The following is a 20,811-nucleotide window of genomic DNA, read 5'->3' as shown; positions in this document are numbered from 1 at the left end:
TACGTCGCGCTTGGCGACTATGCAAATGTCCGGCCATTCTCCTCCAAAAAATGGCCGGACATACTTAACTCTCAGGACCCGCCGCCGAGAGGCGACGGGTCAAACGCAGCGTATGATCAGTTGACCAGATACGCATCCGGATCGGGTGAGTCCGACGGCTTGGTGAACTGCTTCTTCAGCTCCGGCCCGAGCGGCACGTTGAGGTTCAGGCCCTTCGGCGGGATCTTCTGGTTGAACCACTTGGCGTAGATCTTCTCACCCTCGGCGCTGGTGTAGAGCGCGGCGGTGGCGGCATCGACGACCTTCTTGAACGGCGCGTCATCCTTGCGCAGCATGATGCCGTAGGGCTCCGGCTTGGAGAACGCGTCCCTGGAGATGACGTAGTCGTCCGGCGACTTCGAGCCGGCGACCAGGCTCGCGAGCAGGATGTCGTCCATCACGAAGGCCGCGGCGCGATCGGTCTCGACCATCAGGAAGGCCTCGGCATGATCCTTGGCCGGGATGATGTTGACGCTCAGCCCGCGCGCGAGGTTGGCCTCGGTGAGCTGCTTGATGTTGGTGGTGCCGGCGGTCGAGACCACCGTCTTGCCCTTGAGGTCGTCGATCGAATTAATCTTGCTCGCCTTCTTGGTGACGTAGCGGCTCGCGGTCAGGAAGTGCGAGTTGGTGAAGGAGACCTGCTTCTGCCGCTCGGCATTGTTGGTGGTCGAGCCGCATTCGAGGTCGACGGTGCCGTTGGCCATCAGCGGAATGCGCGTCGCCGAGGTCACCGGGTTGAGCTTGACCTCGAGCTTGTCGAGCTTCAGCTCCTTCTTCACCGCATCGACGATCTTGTAGCAGATGTCCATGGCGTAGCCGACCGGCTTCTGGTTGTCGTCGAGATAGGAGAACGGGATCGAGGAATCGCGGTAGCCGAGCGTGATCGCGCCGGTGTCCTTGATGTTCTTCAGCGTTCCGGTCAGCTCCTGGGCCTGCGCCTGGCTCGCGCCAAGCGCGGCGGCGAGCGCGAAGCCGATGAGATATTTGGATGTCATACGTCTACTCCTTGCGTGGAAACGATCGATTTACTGCATGAGAATGTCGGCGAGGACGGGTGCGATATAGCGGCGAAACTGTTCGGGATTCTCGCTCATCGGAAAATGACCGAGCTTCTCCATGATCGTAACGCTGGCGCCCCCTATTGCCGCTGCCGTCCGCCTCGTGTCCTCAGGCGTGCAGGAGAAATCATACTCGCCCGTGAGCAGGTACAGGTTGCATACTTTAGTATCGATTGACGCGACCCGACCGCGCAGGTCGCCATCGACACGGTAGAAATACAGGTCGCCCTTGAACACGCCGGGGCCGCCCTGCTTGTAGGCCCACAGCGTTTCCATCCGCGCAGGCTGCGGGCTCTGCGGGGCAATCAGCCCCGACACCAGCGCGGCGCAGACTTCGCCGCCGTGAACGTCCGGGCGGTTGAGCCAGTTCGTATCATACCACGGCGCCTGGAAATCGGCGGCCTCGAGCCCGATCAGGGCGCGGAATTCGGCGGCATGCTCGATCGCGAGGTTGAGCACGATGCGGCCGCCGATCGAGCAGCCCATCACGACGGGCTTCTCCAGCCGCAGCGCACGGCAGAAGGCGCGGATGGTCTCGGTGTAGCGCGCCGTGGTGAGCTGGTATTCATCATCGCCGGTCCAGCTCATCGGCGGATTCGACTTGCCATGCCAGGGCATATCGAAGGCAATGATGCGGAAATTTTCGGCAAATTGCGCGTCCGCGAGCAGATGCCGCCACTGCCGCGCGTCGGCGCCCGCGGTGTGCAGGCAGACCAGCGGAATGCCCTTGCCGTTCTCCTCGAAATAGATCCGGTGCAGTTCGCCGCCGATCTCGACGTGAACGTAGCGGCCGACCATCGGCTCGATATGACCGTTCATGAGGCGGCCGCCGCAAAATGCTGCCGCGGCAGCGCCAGCAGGTCCTTGAAATATTGCAGATGCGCGATGAAGGGATGCAGATCGCCTTCCAGCACCGCCTCGCCGCGCTTGGTCAGCGCCAGCAGATCGTGCCAGCCGGGTTTCGGCTCGGCCTGCCAATGCGCAGCCCAGGCCTGCGGCGTCGCACGATAGGAGAAGCGCCACGAGCGCATCAGGAGCGGCGACGGCGTGAGCTCGACGATGCGGCCGCCGCGGATCGCAGCATGAAACGGCCGCGCCATCGGCCCGATCAGGCAATCGCAATCGAGCAGCCGGCCGCGCGAGACCAGCGAAGGTGCATTGGCGTCAGGCGATAGCGTCATCTGTCGGGCGGCGTTCCTGCAGCGGGGCGCCGCCATGATGACGGCAAGCGCGCGATCCCGCAAGGCACCGATGCCCTTGGGTTCCCTGGATTATTCGCTTGACCAAACGCGGCTTGCGAGTCCATGGCGCGGACCTCCGCGCCCTCCCCGCACGCCTTGTTCGCCGTGACCTGAGCAGCGTAGGATGGCTGTGCCCCGCACGGCCCCACAAAATGATCCTGTATCAGCATCCGCTTTCGCCGCTCGCACAGACGATCAGGATCGCTCTCCGCGAGAAGGGCGCGCACTTCGCCCAGGCCGCAACCAGGCCGAAAGAGAGCAGGTCATGACGGCCGATCAAAACGCACTGATTCTTCACCAATACGACATCTCGCCGTACTCCGAAAAAATCCGCGGCGCGCTCGGCCTCAAGGGCCTCACCTGGTGGGCCTGCAACCAGCCGTCGATCATGCCCAAGCCGGAACTGATCGCGCTGACTGGAGGATACCGCCGCATCCCGGTGCTGCAGATCGGCAGCGACGTCTATTGCGACAGCGAACTCATTCTGGACGAGATCGAGCGCCGCTTTCCCGCTCCGTCGATCTTTGCATGCGGCCGAGCCACCGCGGAGACCTATCGTCTGTGGGCGGACGAGAAGCTGTTTCCGACCGTCGTGGGCCTGCTGTTCTCAGGAGATTGGGATGTCAGCGAGGCCTTCATCGCCGACCGCTCGGCCCTGCGGGGCCGGCCGTTCGATCCCGAAGCGTTCCGCGCGGCAATACCCGGCTTGACCGACGCGCTGCATCGGCACTTGCGGCTGCTGGAGATGCAGCTGGAGAACGGCAATGCCTTTCTGGCGGGCGAGCAGCCGAGTGCAGCCGATCTTGAAGTCTTCCACAATGTCGCGTTCATCCGCTGGGGCAAGGGACGGACGACAGCGTTGCTGGACCAGCATCCGGGCCTGCGCGCCTGGGAGGCGAGAATGCGCGCGATCGGACACGGCATACGCCATGACATCGGCAAGGACGACGCGCTCAGAATAGCCCGCGAAGCTCCGGTCTCCGCGGCCGTTGGCGGCGCACCCGTGAGCTACCAGATCAACGACGCCAATTCGCCGCCGATCGCGGGCAGACTGGTCGCGCAGGACCCGCAGCGGGTGTCGATCCAGCTGGAAAATCCGCTGGTCGGCGCCGTCGTGGTCCACCTGCCGACGACCGGCGGCCGGCTGCATCGCCTCGACTGAACCGCTTGTGTTCCTGAGAGGATGTGAAGTTTTGTCCTCATCCACTGCTGTCGTCGCCCGGCTCGACCGGGCGACCCAGTACGCCGCGGCCTATCGGCTCAAGCACGACCGTCTCTGGAATACTGGATCACCCGCATGCGCGGGTGATGACACTGAGCAAGCTGAGTAAACCAATTCCGTCATCCTTAGAGGGCGCGACGCCGACCGTGCGCGGGTTTGCTTGACGCGCGGGCAGAGGCGAAGCAGAGCGGCGGCGCCAGCTTAACCCGCCTTCACCACACGCCCGTTCTTCGGCGCCTGGGCCATCGCGCGGGCCAGCACTTGGGCTTCCTTCTTCAGCATGTCGGCGAGTTCGCCCTCGCGGCGGCGGATGCGGTCGGATGCGGCGCCAATCGAGAGCGCGGCGACCACCTCGCCGGCATCGTCGCGGACGGGGACGCCGACGCCGCCCATGCCCGGGAATGCGGCGTCGATCAGCACGGTGTGGCCGGCCTTGCGCGCCACGGCGATCCGCTCGCGCAGGAACTTTGGGGTAATGCGCGGCGATTTCGCCAGCCGCGGCACGATCACCTCGATCACGGCCTCGATCTCGGCGTCCGGCAGCCAGACCAGCAGCGCGAGCGCGCCGGCACCGACGCCGAGCGAACGGCGGCTGCCGATCTGCAGATAATTCGGCTGCAGCGGATGGCTGCCGACCGAGCGCGCCAGATAAAGCGCCTCGACGCCGGAGCGCACCGACAACAGCGCCGTGTCGGCGGAGCGCTCGGACAGCCGCAACAGGCTCGGCTGCGCCAGCTCGGCGATGTCGACCGAACGGCGCGCGCCGACCGCCATCACCCGCGCCTCCTGACCGAGCTCATAGGTCTTGGCGCCGGCGACCCTGGAGACAAAACCTTCCTCGATCAGCGAGTTGAGGATGCGTAGCGCGGTCGCCTTGTTCAGCGAGGTGGTGTCGGCGATATCAGTGAGCCGCAGCGGCGAGCGCTGCGCCAGCACGCGCAGGATCGCGCAGACCTTCTGGATCGCGTTGAACTTGTCGGGTTGGCCCGGCTCCGGCGGTGGCCTCTTGCGGCTGGTCCGTGCGGTCGCAGTCGTGGAGGCGTTCATGCCCTGGCCTTCCTTGCCCTCAATCCGAATTCTGAACCGGACACGACCAATGGAACGCGTCCGGCGAAGCGTCATCCTAAAACGGATGACGCTCGCCGGACATCGTATACTTTCGTCAGATGAAACTTTGATTTCGACTATCTACGCTGCTGTGCAGCATCAGCGACAATTGAATTTCGTGGCACGAAATCTGCGTCATCCCCGCGCAAAGGCTTCGCCTTTGTCGCTGGAGGTGCGAGCTCTTGCGAGCCTCAAAGGATGCACGGCCCCGCTGGTGGCCGTCGATCCTTCGAGACGCGGCTGACGCCGCTCCTCAGGATGACGGGGAAAATGCGCGCCGCCCATCAACCCTTGCGCGGCGTCTCGCCGAGATCCCAGAACAGGCCGGCCATGATGGTCAGCGCCTCCTCGGTCACCGGCAGCAGGATGTGCTCGTCGGGGGCATGCTGCGAGCAGCCCGGATAGGAATGCGGCACCCAGATCGTCGGCAGGCCGAGACCTTCGGAGAACACGTCGTTCGGCAGCGAGCCGCCGAAGTTCGGCAGCACCGCCGGCGCCTTGCCGGTGGTGGTGCGGATCGAGTTGGCCGCCCAGTCGATCCACGGGCTGTCCATGTCGGTGCGCGAGGCGCCAAAGCGCTGCGCGCCGGAGACCTCGACCATCGGGAAACCGTTGTTGTGCAGATAGTCGCGCACCCCATCGATCACTTCGAGATATCTCGTGCCGACCACGAAACGGAGCTGCAGCACCGCGTTCGCCTTGCCGGGAATGGCATTGGCCGGTTTGTCGATATTGCCCGACGACATCGCCAGCACTTCCAGCGTGTTCCAGGCATAGAGCCGCTCGGCCGCGGTCAGGCCCTCCTCGCCCCAATCCTCCGCGAGCTGAGGTTCGTCCGCCGTCGGCTCGACCTTGACGTCGGCGAGCGCGGCGCGGACGCGGTTGGAGATCGGCGGGGGTTTGAGGATCTCGAGCTTCATGCGGCCCTTGCCGTCGACCAGGCTCGCGATCGCATTGACCAGGATCGTGGCGGGATTGGCCAGCACGCCGCCCCAATTGCCGGAATGATTGCCGCCATCGCGTAAGTTAACGTCGAGATGGATGCGGTTGCCGCCGCGGCAGCCGAGGAAGATGGTCGGCCGCTCCGCCGACAGCCGCGGCCCGTCGGAGGCAATGAACAGATCGGCCTTCAGCTCCTCGCGATGCGCCTCGCAGACCTCGCGCAGATCGGGCGAGCCGATCTCCTCGCCGGTCTCGATGATGAATTTGGCGTTGAAGCCGAGCTTGCCGCCGCGCGCCTGCTTCACCGCGCGCAGCGCGGCCATGTTGATCGAGTGCTGACCCTTGTTGTCGGCAGTGCCGCGGCCATAGACACGATCGCCCTTGACCGTGGTCTGCCAGGGATTGAGCCCGTCGCGCCATTCGCCGACCATGCCGTCGACGACGTCGCCGTGACCATAGGTCAGCACAGTCGGCCGCGCCGCATCTTCCTGGTAGTCGGCGATCAGATAGGGCCCGCGGCCGGTCGGCGATTCGATCAGCCGGGTCTTGAAATCGAGCTCGGCGAAGGCCGGCTGAAGATTCTCGACCAGATAGGCGCGCAGCGCATCGGCCTTGTCGGCATTCAGGCTCTCGGTCTGGTAGCCGACCCTGCGGTCGAGCTCCTGCACGAACTGTCCCGATTGAAAATGCTCTCGCACCGTTGCGATTGCGTCGGCCCGTGTCGCCATGATTGTTCCTTCGTCCGGTCGCCTCTTGGCATGATCCCGCCGGACAGCCGTGTTGCACATCCGGATCATGCTCTGGAGAGGCGCAACCTATCGGGATCGGATCACGACCGGAAGGGCACCAAATGCGAATGGGCCTTGCCAAAACGAGGGAAGTCGCAACAAGTTGATGCAGGGACGCCCGCATCTGACCGGGCAGCAATCGAAGCGGCGCTCAAGGTTTCGACAATGACAAAGCAAATCCGGCTCAACGCCTTTGCCATGAATTGCGTGGCGCATCAGTCGCCGGGGCTGTGGACCCATCCGCGCGACCGCACCAAGGATTACAACAGACTGTCCTACTGGACCGATCTGGCGAAGACGCTGGAGCGCGGCCGGTTCGACGGGCTGTTCCTCGCCGACGTGCTCGGCGTCTATGACGTCTATGCGGGCAATCCGGATGCGGCGCTGCGCAACGCGGCGCAGACCCCGGCCAACGAACCGCTGATGCTGATCCCGGCGATGGCCGCGGTGACCGAAAATCTCGGCTTCGGCGTCACCAGCAATCTCTCCTTCGAGCCGCCCTACCCGTTCGCGCGGCGGATGTCGACGCTCGACCATCTGACCGGCGGCCGGGTCGGCTGGAACGTGGTGACCGGCTATCTCGATTCCGCCGCGCGCGGCGCCGGCAAGGACAAGCAGACCGCACACGACGACCGCTACGAGCTCGCCGACGAATATATGGAGCTGGTCTACAAGCTCTGGGAAGGCAGCTGGGAGGACGACGCCGCGATCCGCGACGTCGCGCGCGGCATCTTCACCGACCCTGCGAAGGTGCATCGCGTCCAGCACGAAGGCAGCAACTACCGGCTCAACGCGATCCATCTGTCGGAGCCGTCGCCGCAGCGCACGCCGGTGCTCTACCAGGCCGGCACCTCGCCGCGCGGCCGGCAATTCGCCGCCGAGCACGCCGAATGCGTGTTCATGTCGGGACCATCCGCCAAGGTGATCGGCCCGCGGGTCTCGGCGATCCGCGAGCTCGCCGCCGAGAAGGGCCGCAACCCGGCCGAGATCCTGATGTTCTCGATGATGTGCGTCGTGGTCGCGCCGACCGAGGCCGAAGCCAAGGCGAAGTATGCCGAGTATCGCAGCCATATCAGCCATGAGGGCGCGCTGGCGCTGATGTCGGGCTGGACCGGCGTCGACTTCTCGACCTATTCGCTCGACCAGGAGGTGCGGCATGTGCAGAACGACGCCGGCCGCTCCGCGATGGACAATGTCACCCGCGCCGATCCTGATCGGGTCTGGACTGTGCGCGAGGTTGCCGAGCACGTCGGCATCGGCGGCGCCGGCCCGGTGGTGGTCGGCTCGCCGGAGCAGGTCGCCGACAAGATCGAGCAGTGGTTCGAGGACACCGATGTCGACGGCCTCAACGTCGCCTTCGCGATCTCGCCCGGCGATTTCGAGGATATTGCCGACATGCTGGTGCCGGAGCTGACGAAGCGCGGCCGCTACAAGCGCGAGTATGCGAAAGGCACGCTGCGCGAGAAGCTGTTCGGCGCGGGGCGTGCAAGGCTCGACGCGACGCATCCGGCGAGCCGGTACCGCGTGAAGCGGAGTGCTGCCGCGGAGTGATCGTCTCCGTCATTGCGAGCGAAGCGAAGCAACCCATCGCTCCGCGTCGTATGCAGCACTCTGGATCGCTTCGTCGCTTCGCTCCTCGCAATAACGGGTCACGCACATCTGCCCAGCCCGTCATCCTGAGGTGCGAGCTCTTGCGAGCCTCGAAGGATGCACGGCCACCGGCGGGGCCGTCGACCCTTCGAGACGCGCTACGCGCTCCTCAGGGTGACGGTGATAAATTGAGCGCGCGGCAAAAACTTAATTCACCGAATTGCTCACCACCACCTCGATCAACTTCGCGCCGGGCCTGCTGCACGCCGACTTCATCACGCCGTTCAGCTCCTGCGGGTCGGTGACCTTGATCGCCTCGAGCCCGAGCGAGCGCGCGACGCCGGTGAAATCGACCGGCGGATCGATGAAATCCATACCGACATAATTGTCGTCGCCATGGAAGGCGAGCAGGCGCTGCTTGATGATGCGGTAGCCGCCATTATTCACGATCACGAAGTTCAGCGGCAGCTTGTGGTTAGCCGCGGTCCACAGCGACTGGATTGAATACATCGACGAGCCGTCGCCGGAATAGCACACCACCGGGCGCTGCGGATTGGCGAGGCTGACGCCGACCGCGGCCGGCAGGCCCCAGCCGATGCCGCCGGAGGCGAGCGCGTGATAGCCGTAGCGGTCGCGATGCGGCCGCAAGCCGATGATCTGCCGCGATGAGGTCAGGCCCTCGTCGACCAGGATCGCATTGTCGGGCATCGCTTCCACGACCTGCAGCGCCAGCCAGTCCGGATCGATCGGCGATTTCTGGCTCGCCTTCGAGATCTGCTCGACCAGCGCCTTGCGCTTCGCCGCCCAGTTCTTAGGTGCGAGCGCCGCGAGGCCCTGCTTCGCGCGCGTCTCCAGCGCGCCGCCGCCAAGCTCCTTCAACGCCGGCACCAGCGCGCGCAGCGTTTCCTTGACGTCGGCCTTGACCGCGATCTCGGCGCCGTAATTCCGCGCAAGATCGTTGTCGACCAGGCCGACCTGCACGATCGAGAGCCCGTCCGGCAGCGGATCGACCTCGCTATAGACCGACATCCGCAGGGGATCGCCGCCGAGCGCGATCAAGAGATCGTGCGGCGCCAGCACATCGCGGGCGACCTTCTGCAGCCGCGCGATCGCGCCCATGAAGCTCGGGCTTTCGGAGAGGAAATGCGAACCGTAGGGCGTCGGCGATTGCCAGGCCGGACAGCCCAGCGTCTCGGCCAGATCGGCAGCCTCACGCAGCGCATCGCTCTTCACGATCTCGTCGCCGACGACGATCACCGGACGCTCCGCTTTCAGGATTCGCGCAGCGAGCGCGTTGAGCGAGTCCTCCGACGGCCTGACGCGCGTGTCGATGCGGGTGGAGGGGCCGAGCTCGATGCCGGCCTCGGCATTGAGAATGTCGCCGGGCAGCGAGATGAACACCGGCCCGGTGGGCGGCGTGGTCGCGATCTTTGCGGCGCGGCGCACGATGCGCGGCAGGTCTTCCAGCCGCGTCACCTCGACCGCCCATTTCACCAGCGGCGTCGCCATCTGCACCAGCGGGCCATAGAGCACCGGTTCGGTCAGGCCGTGGCCCTGCTCCTGCTGGCCGGCGGTGAGGATCAGCGGCGTGCCGGTGAAGCTTGCATTGTAGAGCGAGCCCATCGCATTGCCGAGGCCCGGCGCGACATGGACGTTACAGGCGACGAGCTTGCCGGAGGCGCGGCTGAAACCGTCGGCCATCGCGACCACCAGGCTCTCCTGCATCGCCATCACATAGGTGAGGTCAGGATGGTCCTTCAGCGCGTGCATGATCGGCAGTTCGGTGGTGCCGGGATTGCCGAACAGATGGGTGACGCCTTCATCCTTCAGCAGCGCCAGAAATGCCGAACGGCCGGTGATGCGATTCTTCATGTTCCCTCCGAGCCCATCAGCGCGTTGGCCGACGGGACCAGAGGAGATGACCAAACTTGCGTGACGGGAGCAATCGAGCAGCCGGTCATGGCCGCATTCCGCAGGCGCGCGCCTCATGAAGGCGATCGTTCGCGTTGCGGTCAGACGGGCGCAAAATCCCGCACCAGCGATCGCGATCCATTCAACGAAGCTTGATCGGTATTAAACCTGCGTAATGCGCCGAACCGGCTCGCGGCTCATCGCCTCCAACGGATGTTGAAGGAGGTGATATTGATGAAACTCGTTTCTGCATTTGCTGGCATCGCCGCACTCGGTGGTGTTGCACTCTCCGGCGCGCCGGCGTCTGCGACGCCAATCGAAGTCCCTGCGGCGGGAGCCGTCGTCCCCGCCGGTTACGTCTGCAACGAATGGGGCCATTGCTGGCACCGTCATTCCTACGGCGGTGGCTACTACCATCCGCAGTATTGGGGTGGTTACGGCTATGGCGGCTGGCATCGTCCCTGGGGCTACTGGCACCATCGGCACTGGGGTCACGGCTACCGCTGGCGTCACTGGCACCATCGGCATCACTGGCACCGCTGGTAAGCACTGAGAGAGGGGCTTCGGCCCCTCTCTTTGTTCGACGGCTTCAGAGCCTAGAACATCCCCTCGCGCTCGCTGCGCTTCTTCTTTTTAGAGCGCTGCCAGACCACGCCGGGATAGCCCTTCAGCGGCACCAGCGGCTCGCCGGCATAGGCCCATTCCTGCAGCTCCTCGATCGCGATGTGATAGAGCGGCTGCCGGCCGGTGCGGCCCGAAAACAGCGCGCGCGGGATGTTGACCATGTGCGGCGAACGCGCGCGTTCATAGGAAATCGGCGTGCCGCAATTGGCGCAGAAGCTGCGCGCCGTCTTGCTGGCGTCATCTTCGTAACGCGAGAGCTCGCTCTCGCCCTGGGTGATGCGGAAGCGCTTCTTCCAGCTGCCGACATAGGTCGCATAGGCCGCGCCATGGGCGCGGCGGCTGGCGGCGGTGTGATCGTGCCAGGCCCAGCGCGCCGGCACGTCGATCTCGAACCGCACCTTGCCGCACAGACATTGCCCTGCCGCGGGCTTTGCGAGTGCGACGGGTTTCGGCTTCTTGCTCGACGCGAACTCGTCGTCTTCCGGAAACATCGGGATGCGCTCCATTTGCTCACCGTCATTGCGCGGAGCGAAGCGACGAAGCAATCCATCTCTCCGCGCTCCGAGAGATATGGATTGCTTCGCTTCGCTCGCAATGACGAAGATGGAACCATTGTAGCCCGGATGCAGCGAAGCGTAATCCGGGAACGGTCGATCCGCTGATGCAAGGCCCCGGATTGCGCTGCGCTCCATCCGGGCTACGAGGCTGCGAATTCAGGCCTGCGCCATCTCATCGTGGACGGGATAATCCGTGTAGCCCTTCTCCTCGCCGGCGTAGAAGGTCGGGCGATGATACGGGGTCAGCGGATAGCCGCGCTGCAGGCGGCGCGGCAGGTCCGGGTTGGAGATGAAGTAGCGGCCGAAGGCGATCGCGTCGGCATGACCTTCGGCGAGCGCGCGCTCCGCGCTGTCACCGACAACGTTGCCGGCCGATATCAGCACACCGCTCCACATCGGGCGGTACAGCACCATCGCCGACGGCACGTTCTGCCAGTCGACGTCGGCGCGGCCGGTGCCCGAGGCGCGCGGCTCGATGAAATGCAGATAGGCGAGCCCGAGCTTGTCGAGCGCCTTGATGGCGTGGCTGTAGAGCGGCATCGGATCGGCCTCGCCGCTGCCATTGGCGATGCCGTAGGGCGACAGCCGCACGCCGACGCGGTTGGCGCCCCACACCTCGGTCACCACCTGCGTCACCTCCATCAGGAAGCGGACGCGGTTCTCGATCGATCCGCCATATTGGTCGGTGCGCAGATTGCTGCGCGACTGCAGGAACTGCTCGATCAGATAGCCATTGGCGCCGTGGATCTCGACGCCGTCGAAGCCGGCGGCGAGCGCGTTCTTCGCGCCCTCGCGGTAGGCCTCGACCATCAGCGCGACCTCGCCAGTCTCGAGCGCGCGCGGCGTCTCGTAGTCGACCACCTTGCCGTCAGCCGTCATCGCCCTGAACTCGGGCGGGATCGCAACCGCCGACGGCGCCACCGGCAGCGCACCATCGGGCTGGAACGAGGAGTGCGAGACGCGGCCGACGTGCCAGAGCTGCAGGAAGATCAGGCCGCCCTTGGCGTGCACGGCGTCCACCACCTCGCGCCAACCGGCGGTCTGGGCCTCGCTATAGATGCCGGGGACGCCAGGATTGCCGAAGCCGGTGGCGACCACGGGCGAGGCTTCCGCGATGAGCAGGCCGCCCGGCGTGGCGCGTTGCGCATAATATTCCGCGTTCAGCGGCCGCGGCGCGAGACTCGGCCGCGCCGCCCGCATCCGCGTCAAAGGCGCCATCACGACACGGTGCTTCAGCTCATAGGGCCCGACCTTGAGCGGCGAAAACAGCGACGGAGAACTCATGCCTACCCCGATTATTCTTTGTGATGTCCATTAAATCTTGGGCATGATCTGTTCGGAAAACCGGCTTTCCACTTTTCCGGATCATGCCCGTTATCTCACGGGTTCATCTTGTTCGCAAAAGCGGGTAGTGGCAATCTACCGAACAGACTAGCAGGCTTGCCATGTCGAAACAGAGCGCCACATTGCTCCCCTCGTTGAGCGTCCGCATCGACCTCGATGCCGAGGACCGGATCGGGCCGGGCAAGATTCTGCTCCTCGAACGGATCAAGGAGTGCGGCTCGATCTCGGCTGCCGGCCGCGCCATGGACATGAGCTACAAGCGCGCCTGGGACCTGGTCGACGAGATCAACCGCATCTGCCGGCAGGCGGCGGTGGAACGGCAGACCGGCGGCAAGAATGGCGGCGGCGCGGTGCTAACCCCGTTCGGACTCTCCCTGGTGGCACGCTACCGCAAGATCGAGCGCGACGCCGCGACCGCCGTGCGCAAGGACCTCGAGGCGCTGCGCAGCGACATCGGCAAGCCGAAGAAGGCCGCCGGGCGGTAAACGCAAGAACCGGCGGCCGTCGCAAGGGCGCGCTGCGAAAATATCGAAAACAACCCCATGCAAAGTAGCCGGCGGCGGCCGGCTCTCGACAAGGCAACTTGACACGTCGGGCAAATCAGGGATATTTTTCTAGTATTCCGAAATCGTGCAGGCATTGGGTGAGGGGCTTCCCTCCGCGAGCGCGCCGATTGTTGAGACCTGTACCCCCTCACCCGCCGCGCAAGAGCGCGGCGACCTCTCCCCGCAGGCGGGGAGAGGCAAGCAAGATGCAGTCGAATCGAACTGCCTAACCCGTCTTGATCCAGACCGCCTTGACGTTGAGATATTCCTCGACGTGCTGCTTGCCGGACTCGCGGCCGTAGCCGCTCATCTTGTAGCCGCCGAACGGCACCGCGGGATCCATCGCCTGGTAGCAATTGACCCAGACCGAGCCGGCGCGCAGCGCCTTGGCGACCTGGTGCGCCTTGCTGACATTGGTGGTCCAGACACCGGAGCCGAGGCCGAAGGTGGTGGCATTGGCGCGCTTGATCAGCTCGTCCGGATCCTTGAACGAGATCGCCGAGATCACCGGGCCGAAGATCTCCTCCTGCGCGATGCGCATGTTGTCCTGCACATTGGCGAACACGGTCGGCTGCACGAAATAGCCCTTCGACAGCGCGCCCTCGGTGAGGCGGCCGCCGCCGGCAAGCGCCTTGGCGCCTTCCTTCTGGCCGATGTCGAGATAGCCGGACACCCGCTCCATCTGCTGCTGCGACACCAGCGGGCCGATCTGGGTGTTGGGATCGAGGCCGTTGCCGACCTGCAGCTTCTTGCCGAACTCGGCGACGCGGCCAACGAACTCGTCATAGACCTTCTGCTCGACGAACAGCCGCGTGCCCGCGCTGCAGATCTGGCCGGAATTGGCGAACACCGCCATCGCCGCCCCCGGCACCGCCGCGTCGAGATCGGCGTCGGCGAACACGATGTCCGGCGACTTGCCGCCGAGCTCGAGCGAGACGCGCTTGAGGTTACCGGCCGAGGCGCGGATGATCGACTGGCCCGTGATGTGCGAGCCGGTGAAGGCGACCTTGTCGACATCGGGATGCGAAGCAAGCGCCGCGCCCGCGGTCTCGCCATAGCCCGGCACGACGTTGACGACGCCGGGCGGAATGCCGGCCTCCATGCAGAGCTCGCCGATGCGCAGCGAGGTCAGCGGCGATTCCTCCGCCGGCTTCAGCACCACGGTGCAGCCGGTCGCGATCGCAGGGCCGATCTTCCAGATCGAGGCGGTCAGCGGCCCGTTCCACGGGATGATGGCGCCGACCACGCCGATCGGCTCCTTCAGCGTGTAGGAGAAAATCTCGCCGGGCAGCGAGTTCTCGATGGTCTCGCCGTGGATCGCGGTGGCCTGGCCCGCGTAGTAGCGCAGCATGCCGAGCGCGCGCAGCTTGTTGCCGCGGGTACGGCTGATCGGCGCGCCCATGTCGAGCGTGTCGAGCTGTGACAATTCCTCGAAATTGGCCTCGACCAGCTCGGCGAGCTTGAGCAGCAGGTTTTGCCGTTCGAACGGCTTGACCTTGCTCCAGGGACCTTCGAAGGCGCGGCGCGCCGCCGCGACTGCGCGGTTGATATCCTCGGCATCGCCTTCGGCAACGGTCGCGAGCAACTCGCCGGTCGCGGGATTGTGTGTTTCGAATGTCTTGCCGGAGGCGGCGTCGACCCATTTGCCGTCGATCAGCATCTTCTTGGTGGAGCCATCGGCATAAGGATGGCGCGTGATCGGAATAGCTTGCGAAACAGCCATGTTTGCACTCCCTGTAAAATGTCGGCTGAAGTCTTTTGGAAGCGTTATATCGGCGATTCTACAGCGCAGGCGCGAAACCGTAAAGCCGAGCCGGCGTTATCGAGGGCGGCGCGCATGAAAACCTCCCATGCGCCAGCGCATATGGTTCGCGCGCTATGATAGGTTGGAGTTTGGTTCTGATCGATATCAGAACCAAACTCCAGTTTACTTGTTTGACGCGTTTTCTTCACGCGAACCGGGAACCACTTCGCTTGAAAACGCTATAGAACGTCAGCCACAATGTGTCCGGAGATCGCCGATGCCCCACCCCGTGATATCAGCCAATCATGTTGCCGTGATCACCGGCGGCGCGTCCGGCATCGGGCTTGCCGCCGCGTTGCGGTTCGCCGAAGCCGGCATGAAGGTCTGCATCGCCGATCTCGGCGATGACAGGCTGAAGGCGACTGCGACAAAACTGTCATCTGCGGCGCCCGGCGGCGCGGCCGATATCATGACGGCTGCCGTCGACGTCAGCCGCGCGGACGCGGTCGCGGAGCTCGAGGCCAGTGTCGCAAGGAAATTCGGCGGCACCGACATCCTGATGAACAATGCCGGCATCCAGCCCGGCAGCGCGATGTTCGGGCCCGCGGACAATTGGCAGCGCATCCTTGGCGTCAATCTCTGGGGCGTGATCAACGGCACGCAGGCGTTTGCGCCCAACATGATCAAGCGCGGCCGGCCGGGGCTGATCATCAACACCGGCTCCAAGCAGGGCATCACCACGCCGCCGGGCGATCCCGCCTACAACGTCTCCAAGGCCGGCGTGAAGGCGTTCACCGAGGCGCTCCAACATGAATTACGCAACACCGACGGCTGCAGGATATCAGCGCATCTCTTGATCCCGGGTTTCGTCTTCACCGGGTTGACCGCGCGCGGCCGCACCGAGAAGCCGGCCGGCGCCTGGACATCGGAGCAGACCGTCGACTTCATGATCGGGCGCCTCGAGGCGAACGATTTCTATATCCTCTGCCCGGACAACGACGTGCCACGCGCGCTCGACGAACGCCGCATCCTGTGGGCAGCCGGCGATATCGTAGAGAACCGCCCGCCGCTGTCGCGCTGGCATCCGGATTATGGCGATGCGTTCGCCGCCTTCGTGAAGGGGAAATAGACGCGGCCATTCGGCTCAAGATCGAGCGTAAGCGCTGGAATAATTTCGAGAACGGTTACCCGCTCTCGAAAGAGATCGCGCTACTGATCGTCCGCACTGCTGCACGCCGAACTCGACACTTCGAGAAAGCTCGACGAGCTGAATGCGCGGCTCGATCACATCGAGTCTCCCTTCACATGCGCACGCTTAGCTGAGATCGCGTCGCCGGTGCTGCTGTTGCCGGCATTGCGCGCGAGGGGCCGCAGCGGGGTCAGATCCTGTCCGCTGGCGGCCCTTCAGGTCTGGTGAAGCCGAGTTCGCGAGGCGGCCCCCCTGCCAATAGAACGCGCGGGAAAGTACCCAAGATCGTTTCAATGCGAGCGGCGGCCGCACGTGTGGCTGATGTCTCTTCCAGCCGGAGCGATAGAGCGCGTCCCGGGTTAGTAGGTCATGTTTACCACAGCGGACACGTGAACATCACCCGCGACGCTCCGCTCACAGCCGAGGGCGCGGCGCAGGCGCGGGATAGGTGGGCCGGCGCGTCGCGGACCGCTAAAACGCCAACCGCTGTAGCACGGAAGCCACGAACAGGATGCCGCCTTCGTTCGGCTGTCCCTGAGCGGCGCCGTTGACGGGCGCCAAGGAATTGATGTTTTTGTCCGCGTCGGAGACGGCCAGTGTGCCGGTGAGAACCTCAGCGCGGTCGCCAGGCTTGAGCGCCACACCGGCGAGGCAGCCGAGAATATCGTTGAGGGAAACCTCGTTCGAGAACTTCAGGGCTCCGACCTGGATGCAGTTGACTGGCGTACCCAAGGTATTCGTAAACTTCACAGGTTTAGAAGTGAGAAAGTTTTCGCTGTTGCCGTCGGGATCGGTCAGCTCCAGCCTGAAGCTAAATATGCTATCCGCATTCGTCTGTAGTTTGAGGCTGAACTTCCAGACGCGGTCCGTCGGTTTGGGCGCGGGCGGCGGAGGCGTCGGACGGGGAGGCGTCGGAGGGGGAGGCGTCGGAGGAGGAGGCGTCGGAGGAGGAGGCGTCGGACCGGGAGGCGTCGGACCGGGATTCGGGCCTTTTCCGGCCATTGCCTTGTCGAGTGCGGCGATGGTCTGGATGCCGACGACACGGTCCGGAACTGTCTGGCCAGGGCCGAGGATCGGCTTGGGACGATGAGCGCTCTTGAAAGCGAACACCGCCTTCGCCGTCGACTCTCCGTAAACGCCGGCCGCATCGGAGATGGTGAAACCCAGCGACCGCAGCGCGGTCTGGATTCGCCCGACCGCGTCCTCCGTACCGGGAAAATTCGGCGTCTTGTCCTTGAAGATATTAAACTGATGATTGACGGCGCAGTCGGCTAGACGCTTTTTGCCCGGACCTTCCTTTGTGAACAGTTCCGATGAGAGCGGCATGATGCTGTCCTCCGGCATCGCGAGCGGATGCAAGGTCGCCGATCGTCGCCTGTAACACACCTCTGGCTTCCTGTCCTTGCGGTATGGTTGCGCACAGTCTGGCGTTCGCCCGGCGCGGCCGAGGTCTGGCTATGGTCGTGCGGCTTCTATCCCGGCTCGAACCCTCGCGAGCATCGCAGCGGCTGGTGCGATCACGAGCGGACATATAGACCGAGCTTGGCGTCGCGGGCATGGCTCGCGGCCACGAACCGGCACACGTCGCGATGACATTGCGGCAACGTGGGCATCCGGCAGCGTCTCCAAACCGATGCCCCATGCATCGTGGTTCGTGATGCGCCGTTGGTCGTGCGAGGCGGCGAGCTAATTCGCCCGCACCCGGACCTTGATCGCGGGCGGCGCCACCAGGGCCTCGCCGAGCTCGTTCTGCTGGGCGCGTGGGATCGAGAAGCAGACGCTGAAGCCATCTGATGTCTTGAGCGTCATCATGCCCTGGGTCGGATCGGTCGACTGCTCGATCACCCATGAATCCAGCGGATAGGCGTAGCGCAGGCTCTGGTCGCCGAAGCGGGTCTGCAGCGCCTTGCTGATCAGCCCGGGCAGCGTCATGACCAGCGCGCCGACCTGGTTGATCGACAGGCGGATGGTTGCGGGCTCGCCCTTGCCGTCCACGAATCCCAGCGAAATGGCGCAGCCGTCGGGCGCGACTTCGCAGGTGGTGAGCTGCTGGGTTTCGATCTGCATGCCGGCACTCCGGATCATCGTTATATTGCATTAAATATATCGCTGAGACGGCCAGCGTCCAGCCCCAATGTATCCCGCGGCCCATCCGGCGCAGTCGCGCGCGGCGTTAGAATAGATTGAAGCTCGCGGCTGCCCCGTTGACGCTGGGCCGGCAACCGCGAATAAATCATCGCGAAGATCAGGCTGATTTTTTTCTTCGTCATTTTCCAGAGAATTGACTCGGTTCGGCAGTGCGGGGCGGGCCGTGGATGGCCGTGGCTTCCTTCCTGCGACCGTGATATACACATGGATATAGCGAGGCCTATCAAGGGCCCGTTCGACCAGGGAGAGCAAAGCCTATGAGTGATTACAAGCTTCTCATCGACGGCAAGATGGTACCCGGCGACCAGACCATGCCGGTGCTCAATCCGGCGACCGAAGAGGTGGTGGCGCTGTGCCCGCGCGCCTCCAAGGACCAGCTCGACAAGGCTGTCGCCGCCGCGAAGGCCGCCTACCCGGCATGGGCCGCGACCCCGATGGAGGAGCGCCGCAAGCTGATCATCAAGATGGCCGAGGCGATCGAGGCCAATACCAACGAGCTCGCCCACATCCTGACCAGCGAGCAGGGCAAGCCGCTCGCGGACGCCACCGGCGAAGTGATGGGCATGGCCGGCTTCTTCCGCTATCTCGGCTCGCTCGATCTGCCGATGCGCGTGGTCGAGAATTCCGGCGACCGCAAGGTCGAGGCCTATCGCCGCCCGCTCGGCGTGGTCGGCGCGATCATTCCCTGGAACTATCCGCTGCTGATCCTCGCGTTCAAGCTGCCGTCGGCGCTGCTGGCCGGCAACACGCTGGTGGTGAAGCCTGCGCCGACCACGCCGCTGGCCTCGCTGCGCTTTGCCGAGCTGGTCAAGGACATCCTGCCGAAGGGCGTGCTCAACTTCATCGCCGACGCCAATGATCTCGGCGATCACATGACCAAGCACCCTGACATCCGCAAGATCTCCTTCACCGGCTCGACCGCGACCGGCCAGAAGGTGATGGCGAGCGCATCGCAGACGCTGAAGCGGATCACGCTCGAGCTCGGCGGCAACGATGCCGGCATCGTGCTCGACGACGTCGATCCGAAGAAGGTCGCGCCCGGCATCTTCGAGGGCGCGTTCCAGAACTCCGGCCAGGTTTGCCTCGCCATCAAGCGTCTCTATGTCCACGAGTCGGTCTATGACGAAATCTGCAACGAGCTGGTCGCGATCGCCAAGAACACCGTGGTCGATGACGGCTCCAAGCAGGGCACCAAGCTGGGTCCGCTGCAGAACAAGATGCAATACGAGAAGGTGAAGGCGTTCCTCGACGATGCCCGCAAGAACGGCAACGTGATCGCCGGCGGCGCCGCGATGGACCGTCCCGGCTATTTCATCGAGCCGACCATCGTGCGCGACATCAAGGAAGGCTCCAAGCTGGTCGACGAGGAGCAGTTCGGTCCGGTGCTGCCGGTGATCAAATATTCCGACAAGGATGACGTGATCCGCCGCGCCAACGCCACCACTTACGGCCTCGGCGCGTCGGTGTGGTCGTCGAACATCAAGCGCGCGCATGAGATCGCGACCCAGATCGAGGCCGGCACGGTGTGGATCAACAAGCACCTCGACATGGCCCCGAACATTCCGTTCGGCGGCGCCAAGCAGTCCGGCATCGGCACCGAATTCGCCGAGGAAGGCCTCGCCGAATTCACCCAGCTGCAGATCATCAACGGCCCGCCGGCCGCCTGATCCGACAACACGCGGCCGCGACGCCCTGGCGCCGCGGTCGCCTCCCCCGTCTACAACGAACAGAGCCCATCATGTTCGACGCCCAATGCGATCTTGCTGCCCTGGTCTATGACGAGCACGACGATCCCAAGCCATCCTGCGCGACTTCGCCTGTCATCTGAAGGCGCAGGGCGCGCGCGTGGTCGGCATGGTGCAATCAGGCCAATGCGCGGATTCGAGCCTGTCGGCCGTGCTGGTGCATAGCGGCGAGACGCTGCTGCTGGCGCAGCCGCCAAGCCCAAGTACCACGAGCCCGGGTGCGAGCGGTTGCAAGCTCGATCTGTCGCGGCTGCAGGACGCCGGCGTCCGGGTCGCCGACGCGCTCGCGGCCGGCGCCGATCTCGTCATCATCAATCGCTTCGGCAAGCGCGAACGCGACGGCAAGGGCCTTGGCTATTTGATCGAGCGTGCGCTCGATGCCGATATTCCCGTCGTGATCGCGGAGTCACATCAGAGCTTTGCCGACTGGGTCAAGTTCGCCGGCGGGATGAGCGTGAAGCTCGCCTGCGACCGCCACGCGCTCGACGCCTGGTGGCGCACCGTGTCGCTGCGGACCGCGGCCAGGATCGCGCCGGATCACACCACGGTGTGCGAAGTGTTCAAGTAACTTCGGGTGGGTTAGCTAACCATCCGATCATTCTATTTGTCCCGTCATCCTGAGGAGCGCGTAGCGCGTCTCGAAGGATGCACGGCCCCTTCTCTGGCCGATTCATCCTTCGAGGCTCGCTCCGCTCGCACCTCCAGCGACAAAGGCGAAGCCTTTGCGCGGGGATGACGGTACAAGCAGACCCACCCTACGGGATCTCTCGCGCGCTTACAGCGTCTCCTGCTTGTGGCCGCACTCCTTGCAGGCGAACTTGACGCGGGACTGGCCCTTTTCCGCCTGCACCCGGTTCGGCGCGCCGCATTTGCCGCAAACGGCCTCGATCCGGGTCGTACCCTGCTTGATGACGAGGTTCCGCTTTTCCATGGTCTCGCGGATCAGGCGCTCGGCCTCCTCGCGCAGCGATTGCTTCGACATCATACCCACCGGTCATTGGTTAGCGGGCGGCGTCA

19 protein-coding genes are annotated in these 20,811 nt (G+C 64.6%); 7 read left to right on the top strand and 12 right to left on the bottom strand.

The window, feature by feature from the left end; all coding sequences use genetic code 11:
* Positions 1-116: 116 nt before the first annotated feature.
* From HAP48_RS21570 to HAP48_RS21560, 3 genes are read right to left on the bottom strand one after another with little or no spacing between them, the layout of a single operon-like run.
* Positions 117-1,034 carry an amino acid ABC transporter substrate-binding protein gene (locus tag HAP48_RS21570; RefSeq protein ID WP_166210221.1) on the bottom strand — a complete coding sequence of 306 codons (918 nt, stop codon included), beginning with the start codon at positions 1,032-1,034 and terminating at the stop codon, positions 117-119.
* A 30-nt stretch (positions 1,035-1,064) separates the two neighbouring features.
* Positions 1,065-1,916 carry an alpha/beta fold hydrolase gene (locus HAP48_RS21565; protein ID WP_166210224.1) on the bottom strand — a complete coding sequence of 284 codons (852 nt, stop codon included), beginning with the start codon at positions 1,914-1,916 and terminating at the stop codon, positions 1,065-1,067.
* Positions 1,913-2,278 carry a hypothetical protein gene (locus HAP48_RS21560; RefSeq protein ID WP_166210227.1) on the bottom strand — a complete coding sequence of 122 codons (366 nt, stop codon included), beginning with the start codon at positions 2,276-2,278 and terminating at the stop codon, positions 1,913-1,915. Before HAP48_RS21560 ends, HAP48_RS21565 begins: the two co-directional genes overlap by 4 nt.
* A 325-nt stretch (positions 2,279-2,603) precedes the next feature.
* Between HAP48_RS21560 and HAP48_RS21555 the strand changes: the two genes are divergently transcribed.
* Positions 2,604-3,500 (top strand): glutathione S-transferase family protein, encoded by an 897-nt coding sequence (locus HAP48_RS21555; protein WP_166210230.1) that lies wholly within the window; start codon positions 2,604-2,606, stop codon positions 3,498-3,500.
* Between the two features lie 261 nt (positions 3,501-3,761).
* Here the strand turns inward: HAP48_RS21555 and HAP48_RS21550 are convergent, their stop codons facing one another.
* Together HAP48_RS21550 and HAP48_RS21545 are read right to left on the bottom strand one after the other, a co-directional pair.
* On the bottom strand, positions 3,762-4,607 hold the full coding sequence (locus HAP48_RS21550) for an IclR family transcriptional regulator (protein ID WP_166210233.1): 846 nt from the start codon (positions 4,605-4,607) through the stop codon (positions 3,762-3,764).
* A gap of 344 nt (positions 4,608-4,951) precedes the next feature.
* Positions 4,952-6,337: a M20 family metallopeptidase gene (locus HAP48_RS21545; RefSeq protein ID WP_166210236.1), complete on the bottom strand. Its 1,386-nt coding sequence runs from the start codon at positions 6,335-6,337 to the stop codon at positions 4,952-4,954.
* A gap of 225 nt (positions 6,338-6,562) precedes the next feature.
* On the opposite strand from HAP48_RS21545, the gene HAP48_RS21540 reads away from it, so the two are divergent.
* Positions 6,563-7,948: an LLM class flavin-dependent oxidoreductase gene (locus HAP48_RS21540; RefSeq protein ID WP_166210239.1), complete on the top strand. Its 1,386-nt coding sequence runs from the start codon at positions 6,563-6,565 to the stop codon at positions 7,946-7,948.
* A gap of 246 nt (positions 7,949-8,194) precedes the next feature.
* On the opposite strand, the gene HAP48_RS21535 is transcribed toward HAP48_RS21540, so the two are convergent.
* The gene (locus HAP48_RS21535) at positions 8,195-9,859 is read right to left on the bottom strand and encodes a thiamine pyrophosphate-binding protein (protein ID WP_166210242.1); all 1,665 of its coding nucleotides are present in this window, start codon (positions 9,857-9,859) and stop codon (positions 8,195-8,197) included.
* 273 nt (positions 9,860-10,132) lie between these two features.
* Here HAP48_RS21535 and HAP48_RS21530 point away from each other — a divergent pair, with 273 nt between their 5' ends.
* Complete coding sequence (locus HAP48_RS21530; RefSeq protein WP_166210245.1) at positions 10,133-10,444, top strand: hypothetical protein; 312 nt, start codon at positions 10,133-10,135, stop codon at positions 10,442-10,444.
* 50 nt (positions 10,445-10,494) lie between these two features.
* On the opposite strand, the gene HAP48_RS21525 is transcribed toward HAP48_RS21530, so the two are convergent.
* Both HAP48_RS21525 and HAP48_RS21520 read right to left on the bottom strand, forming a co-directional pair.
* On the bottom strand, positions 10,495-11,013 hold the full coding sequence (locus HAP48_RS21525; protein ID WP_224497068.1) for a GFA family protein: 519 nt from the start codon (positions 11,011-11,013) through the stop codon (positions 10,495-10,497).
* Between the two features lie 222 nt (positions 11,014-11,235).
* Positions 11,236-12,363, bottom strand: coding sequence for an alkene reductase (locus HAP48_RS21520; RefSeq protein WP_166210248.1), 1,128 nt, complete (start codon positions 12,361-12,363; stop codon positions 11,236-11,238).
* Between the two features lie 161 nt (positions 12,364-12,524).
* Between HAP48_RS21520 and HAP48_RS21515 the strand changes: the two genes are divergently transcribed.
* Positions 12,525-12,908 (top strand): winged helix-turn-helix domain-containing protein, encoded by a 384-nt coding sequence (locus HAP48_RS21515; protein WP_166210251.1) that lies wholly within the window; start codon positions 12,525-12,527, stop codon positions 12,906-12,908.
* A gap of 286 nt (positions 12,909-13,194) precedes the next feature.
* Here HAP48_RS21515 and HAP48_RS21510 read toward each other — a convergent pair whose 3' ends face one another.
* On the bottom strand, positions 13,195-14,691 hold the full coding sequence (locus HAP48_RS21510) for an aldehyde dehydrogenase family protein (RefSeq protein WP_166210254.1): 1,497 nt from the start codon (positions 14,689-14,691) through the stop codon (positions 13,195-13,197).
* 298 nt (positions 14,692-14,989) lie between these two features.
* Between HAP48_RS21510 and HAP48_RS21505 the strand changes: the two genes are divergently transcribed.
* Positions 14,990-15,841, top strand: coding sequence for an SDR family NAD(P)-dependent oxidoreductase (locus HAP48_RS21505; protein WP_166210257.1), 852 nt, complete (start codon positions 14,990-14,992; stop codon positions 15,839-15,841).
* Positions 15,842-16,372: 531 nt separating this feature from the next.
* On the opposite strand, the gene HAP48_RS21500 is transcribed toward HAP48_RS21505, so the two are convergent.
* Both HAP48_RS21500 and HAP48_RS21495 read right to left on the bottom strand, forming a co-directional pair.
* Positions 16,373-17,260 (bottom strand): peptidoglycan-binding domain-containing protein, encoded by an 888-nt coding sequence (locus tag HAP48_RS21500; protein ID WP_175612306.1) that lies wholly within the window; start codon positions 17,258-17,260, stop codon positions 16,373-16,375.
* A gap of 327 nt (positions 17,261-17,587) precedes the next feature.
* Positions 17,588-17,968, bottom strand: coding sequence for a hypothetical protein (locus tag HAP48_RS21495; RefSeq protein ID WP_166210260.1), 381 nt, complete (start codon positions 17,966-17,968; stop codon positions 17,588-17,590).
* Positions 17,969-18,306: 338 nt separating this feature from the next.
* On the opposite strand from HAP48_RS21495, the gene HAP48_RS21490 reads away from it, so the two are divergent.
* Together HAP48_RS21490 and HAP48_RS21485 are read left to right on the top strand one after the other, a co-directional pair.
* Positions 18,307-19,716: an aldehyde dehydrogenase family protein gene (locus tag HAP48_RS21490; RefSeq protein WP_166210263.1), complete on the top strand. Its 1,410-nt coding sequence runs from the start codon at positions 18,307-18,309 to the stop codon at positions 19,714-19,716.
* Positions 19,717-19,894: 178 nt separating this feature from the next.
* Positions 19,895-20,362, top strand: a complete 468-nt coding sequence (locus HAP48_RS21485; RefSeq protein WP_338028991.1) for a DUF2478 domain-containing protein — start codon at positions 19,895-19,897, stop codon at positions 20,360-20,362.
* Positions 20,363-20,569: 207 nt separating this feature from the next.
* On the opposite strand, the gene HAP48_RS21480 is transcribed toward HAP48_RS21485, so the two are convergent.
* On the bottom strand, positions 20,570-20,776 hold the full coding sequence (locus tag HAP48_RS21480) for a hypothetical protein (protein ID WP_029079341.1): 207 nt from the start codon (positions 20,774-20,776) through the stop codon (positions 20,570-20,572).
* Between the last annotated feature and the right edge of the window lie 35 nt (positions 20,777-20,811).

It is taken from the genome of Bradyrhizobium septentrionale (assembly GCF_011516645.4).
GTDB classification, from domain to species: domain Bacteria; phylum Pseudomonadota; class Alphaproteobacteria; order Rhizobiales; family Xanthobacteraceae; genus Bradyrhizobium; species Bradyrhizobium septentrionale.
This window is presented reverse-complemented; position numbering and strand designations above follow the sequence as displayed.

Coding starts and splice junctions, on each gene's coding strand:
- HAP48_RS21550 (WP_166210233.1), bottom strand. CDS start 4,607: ATGAACGCCTCCACGACTGCGACCGCACGGACCAGCCGCAAGAGGCCA.
- HAP48_RS21555 (WP_166210230.1), top strand. CDS start 2,604: ATGACGGCCGATCAAAACGCACTGATTCTTCACCAATACGACATCTCG.
- HAP48_RS21510 (WP_166210254.1), bottom strand. CDS start 14,691: ATGGCTGTTTCGCAAGCTATTCCGATCACGCGCCATCCTTATGCCGAT.
- HAP48_RS21520 (WP_166210248.1), bottom strand. CDS start 12,363: ATGAGTTCTCCGTCGCTGTTTTCGCCGCTCAAGGTCGGGCCCTATGAG.
- HAP48_RS21570 (WP_166210221.1), bottom strand. CDS start 1,034: ATGACATCCAAATATCTCATCGGCTTCGCGCTCGCCGCCGCGCTTGGC.
- HAP48_RS21535 (WP_166210242.1), bottom strand. CDS start 9,859: ATGAAGAATCGCATCACCGGCCGTTCGGCATTTCTGGCGCTGCTGAAG.
- HAP48_RS21490 (WP_166210263.1), top strand. CDS start 18,307: ATGAGTGATTACAAGCTTCTCATCGACGGCAAGATGGTACCCGGCGAC.
- HAP48_RS21565 (WP_166210224.1), bottom strand. CDS start 1,916: ATGAACGGTCATATCGAGCCGATGGTCGGCCGCTACGTTCACGTCGAG.
- HAP48_RS21540 (WP_166210239.1), top strand. CDS start 6,563: ATGACAAAGCAAATCCGGCTCAACGCCTTTGCCATGAATTGCGTGGCG.
- HAP48_RS21560 (WP_166210227.1), bottom strand. CDS start 2,278: ATGACGCTATCGCCTGACGCCAATGCACCTTCGCTGGTCTCGCGCGGC.
- HAP48_RS21515 (WP_166210251.1), top strand. CDS start 12,525: ATGTCGAAACAGAGCGCCACATTGCTCCCCTCGTTGAGCGTCCGCATC.
- HAP48_RS21480 (WP_029079341.1), bottom strand. CDS start 20,776: ATGTCGAAGCAATCGCTGCGCGAGGAGGCCGAGCGCCTGATCCGCGAG.
- HAP48_RS21530 (WP_166210245.1), top strand. CDS start 10,133: ATGAAACTCGTTTCTGCATTTGCTGGCATCGCCGCACTCGGTGGTGTT.
- HAP48_RS21495 (WP_166210260.1), bottom strand. CDS start 17,968: ATGCAGATCGAAACCCAGCAGCTCACCACCTGCGAAGTCGCGCCCGAC.
- HAP48_RS21545 (WP_166210236.1), bottom strand. CDS start 6,337: ATGGCGACACGGGCCGACGCAATCGCAACGGTGCGAGAGCATTTTCAA.
- HAP48_RS21525 (WP_224497068.1), bottom strand. CDS start 11,013: ATGTTTCCGGAAGACGACGAGTTCGCGTCGAGCAAGAAGCCGAAACCC.
- HAP48_RS21505 (WP_166210257.1), top strand. CDS start 14,990: ATGCCCCACCCCGTGATATCAGCCAATCATGTTGCCGTGATCACCGGC.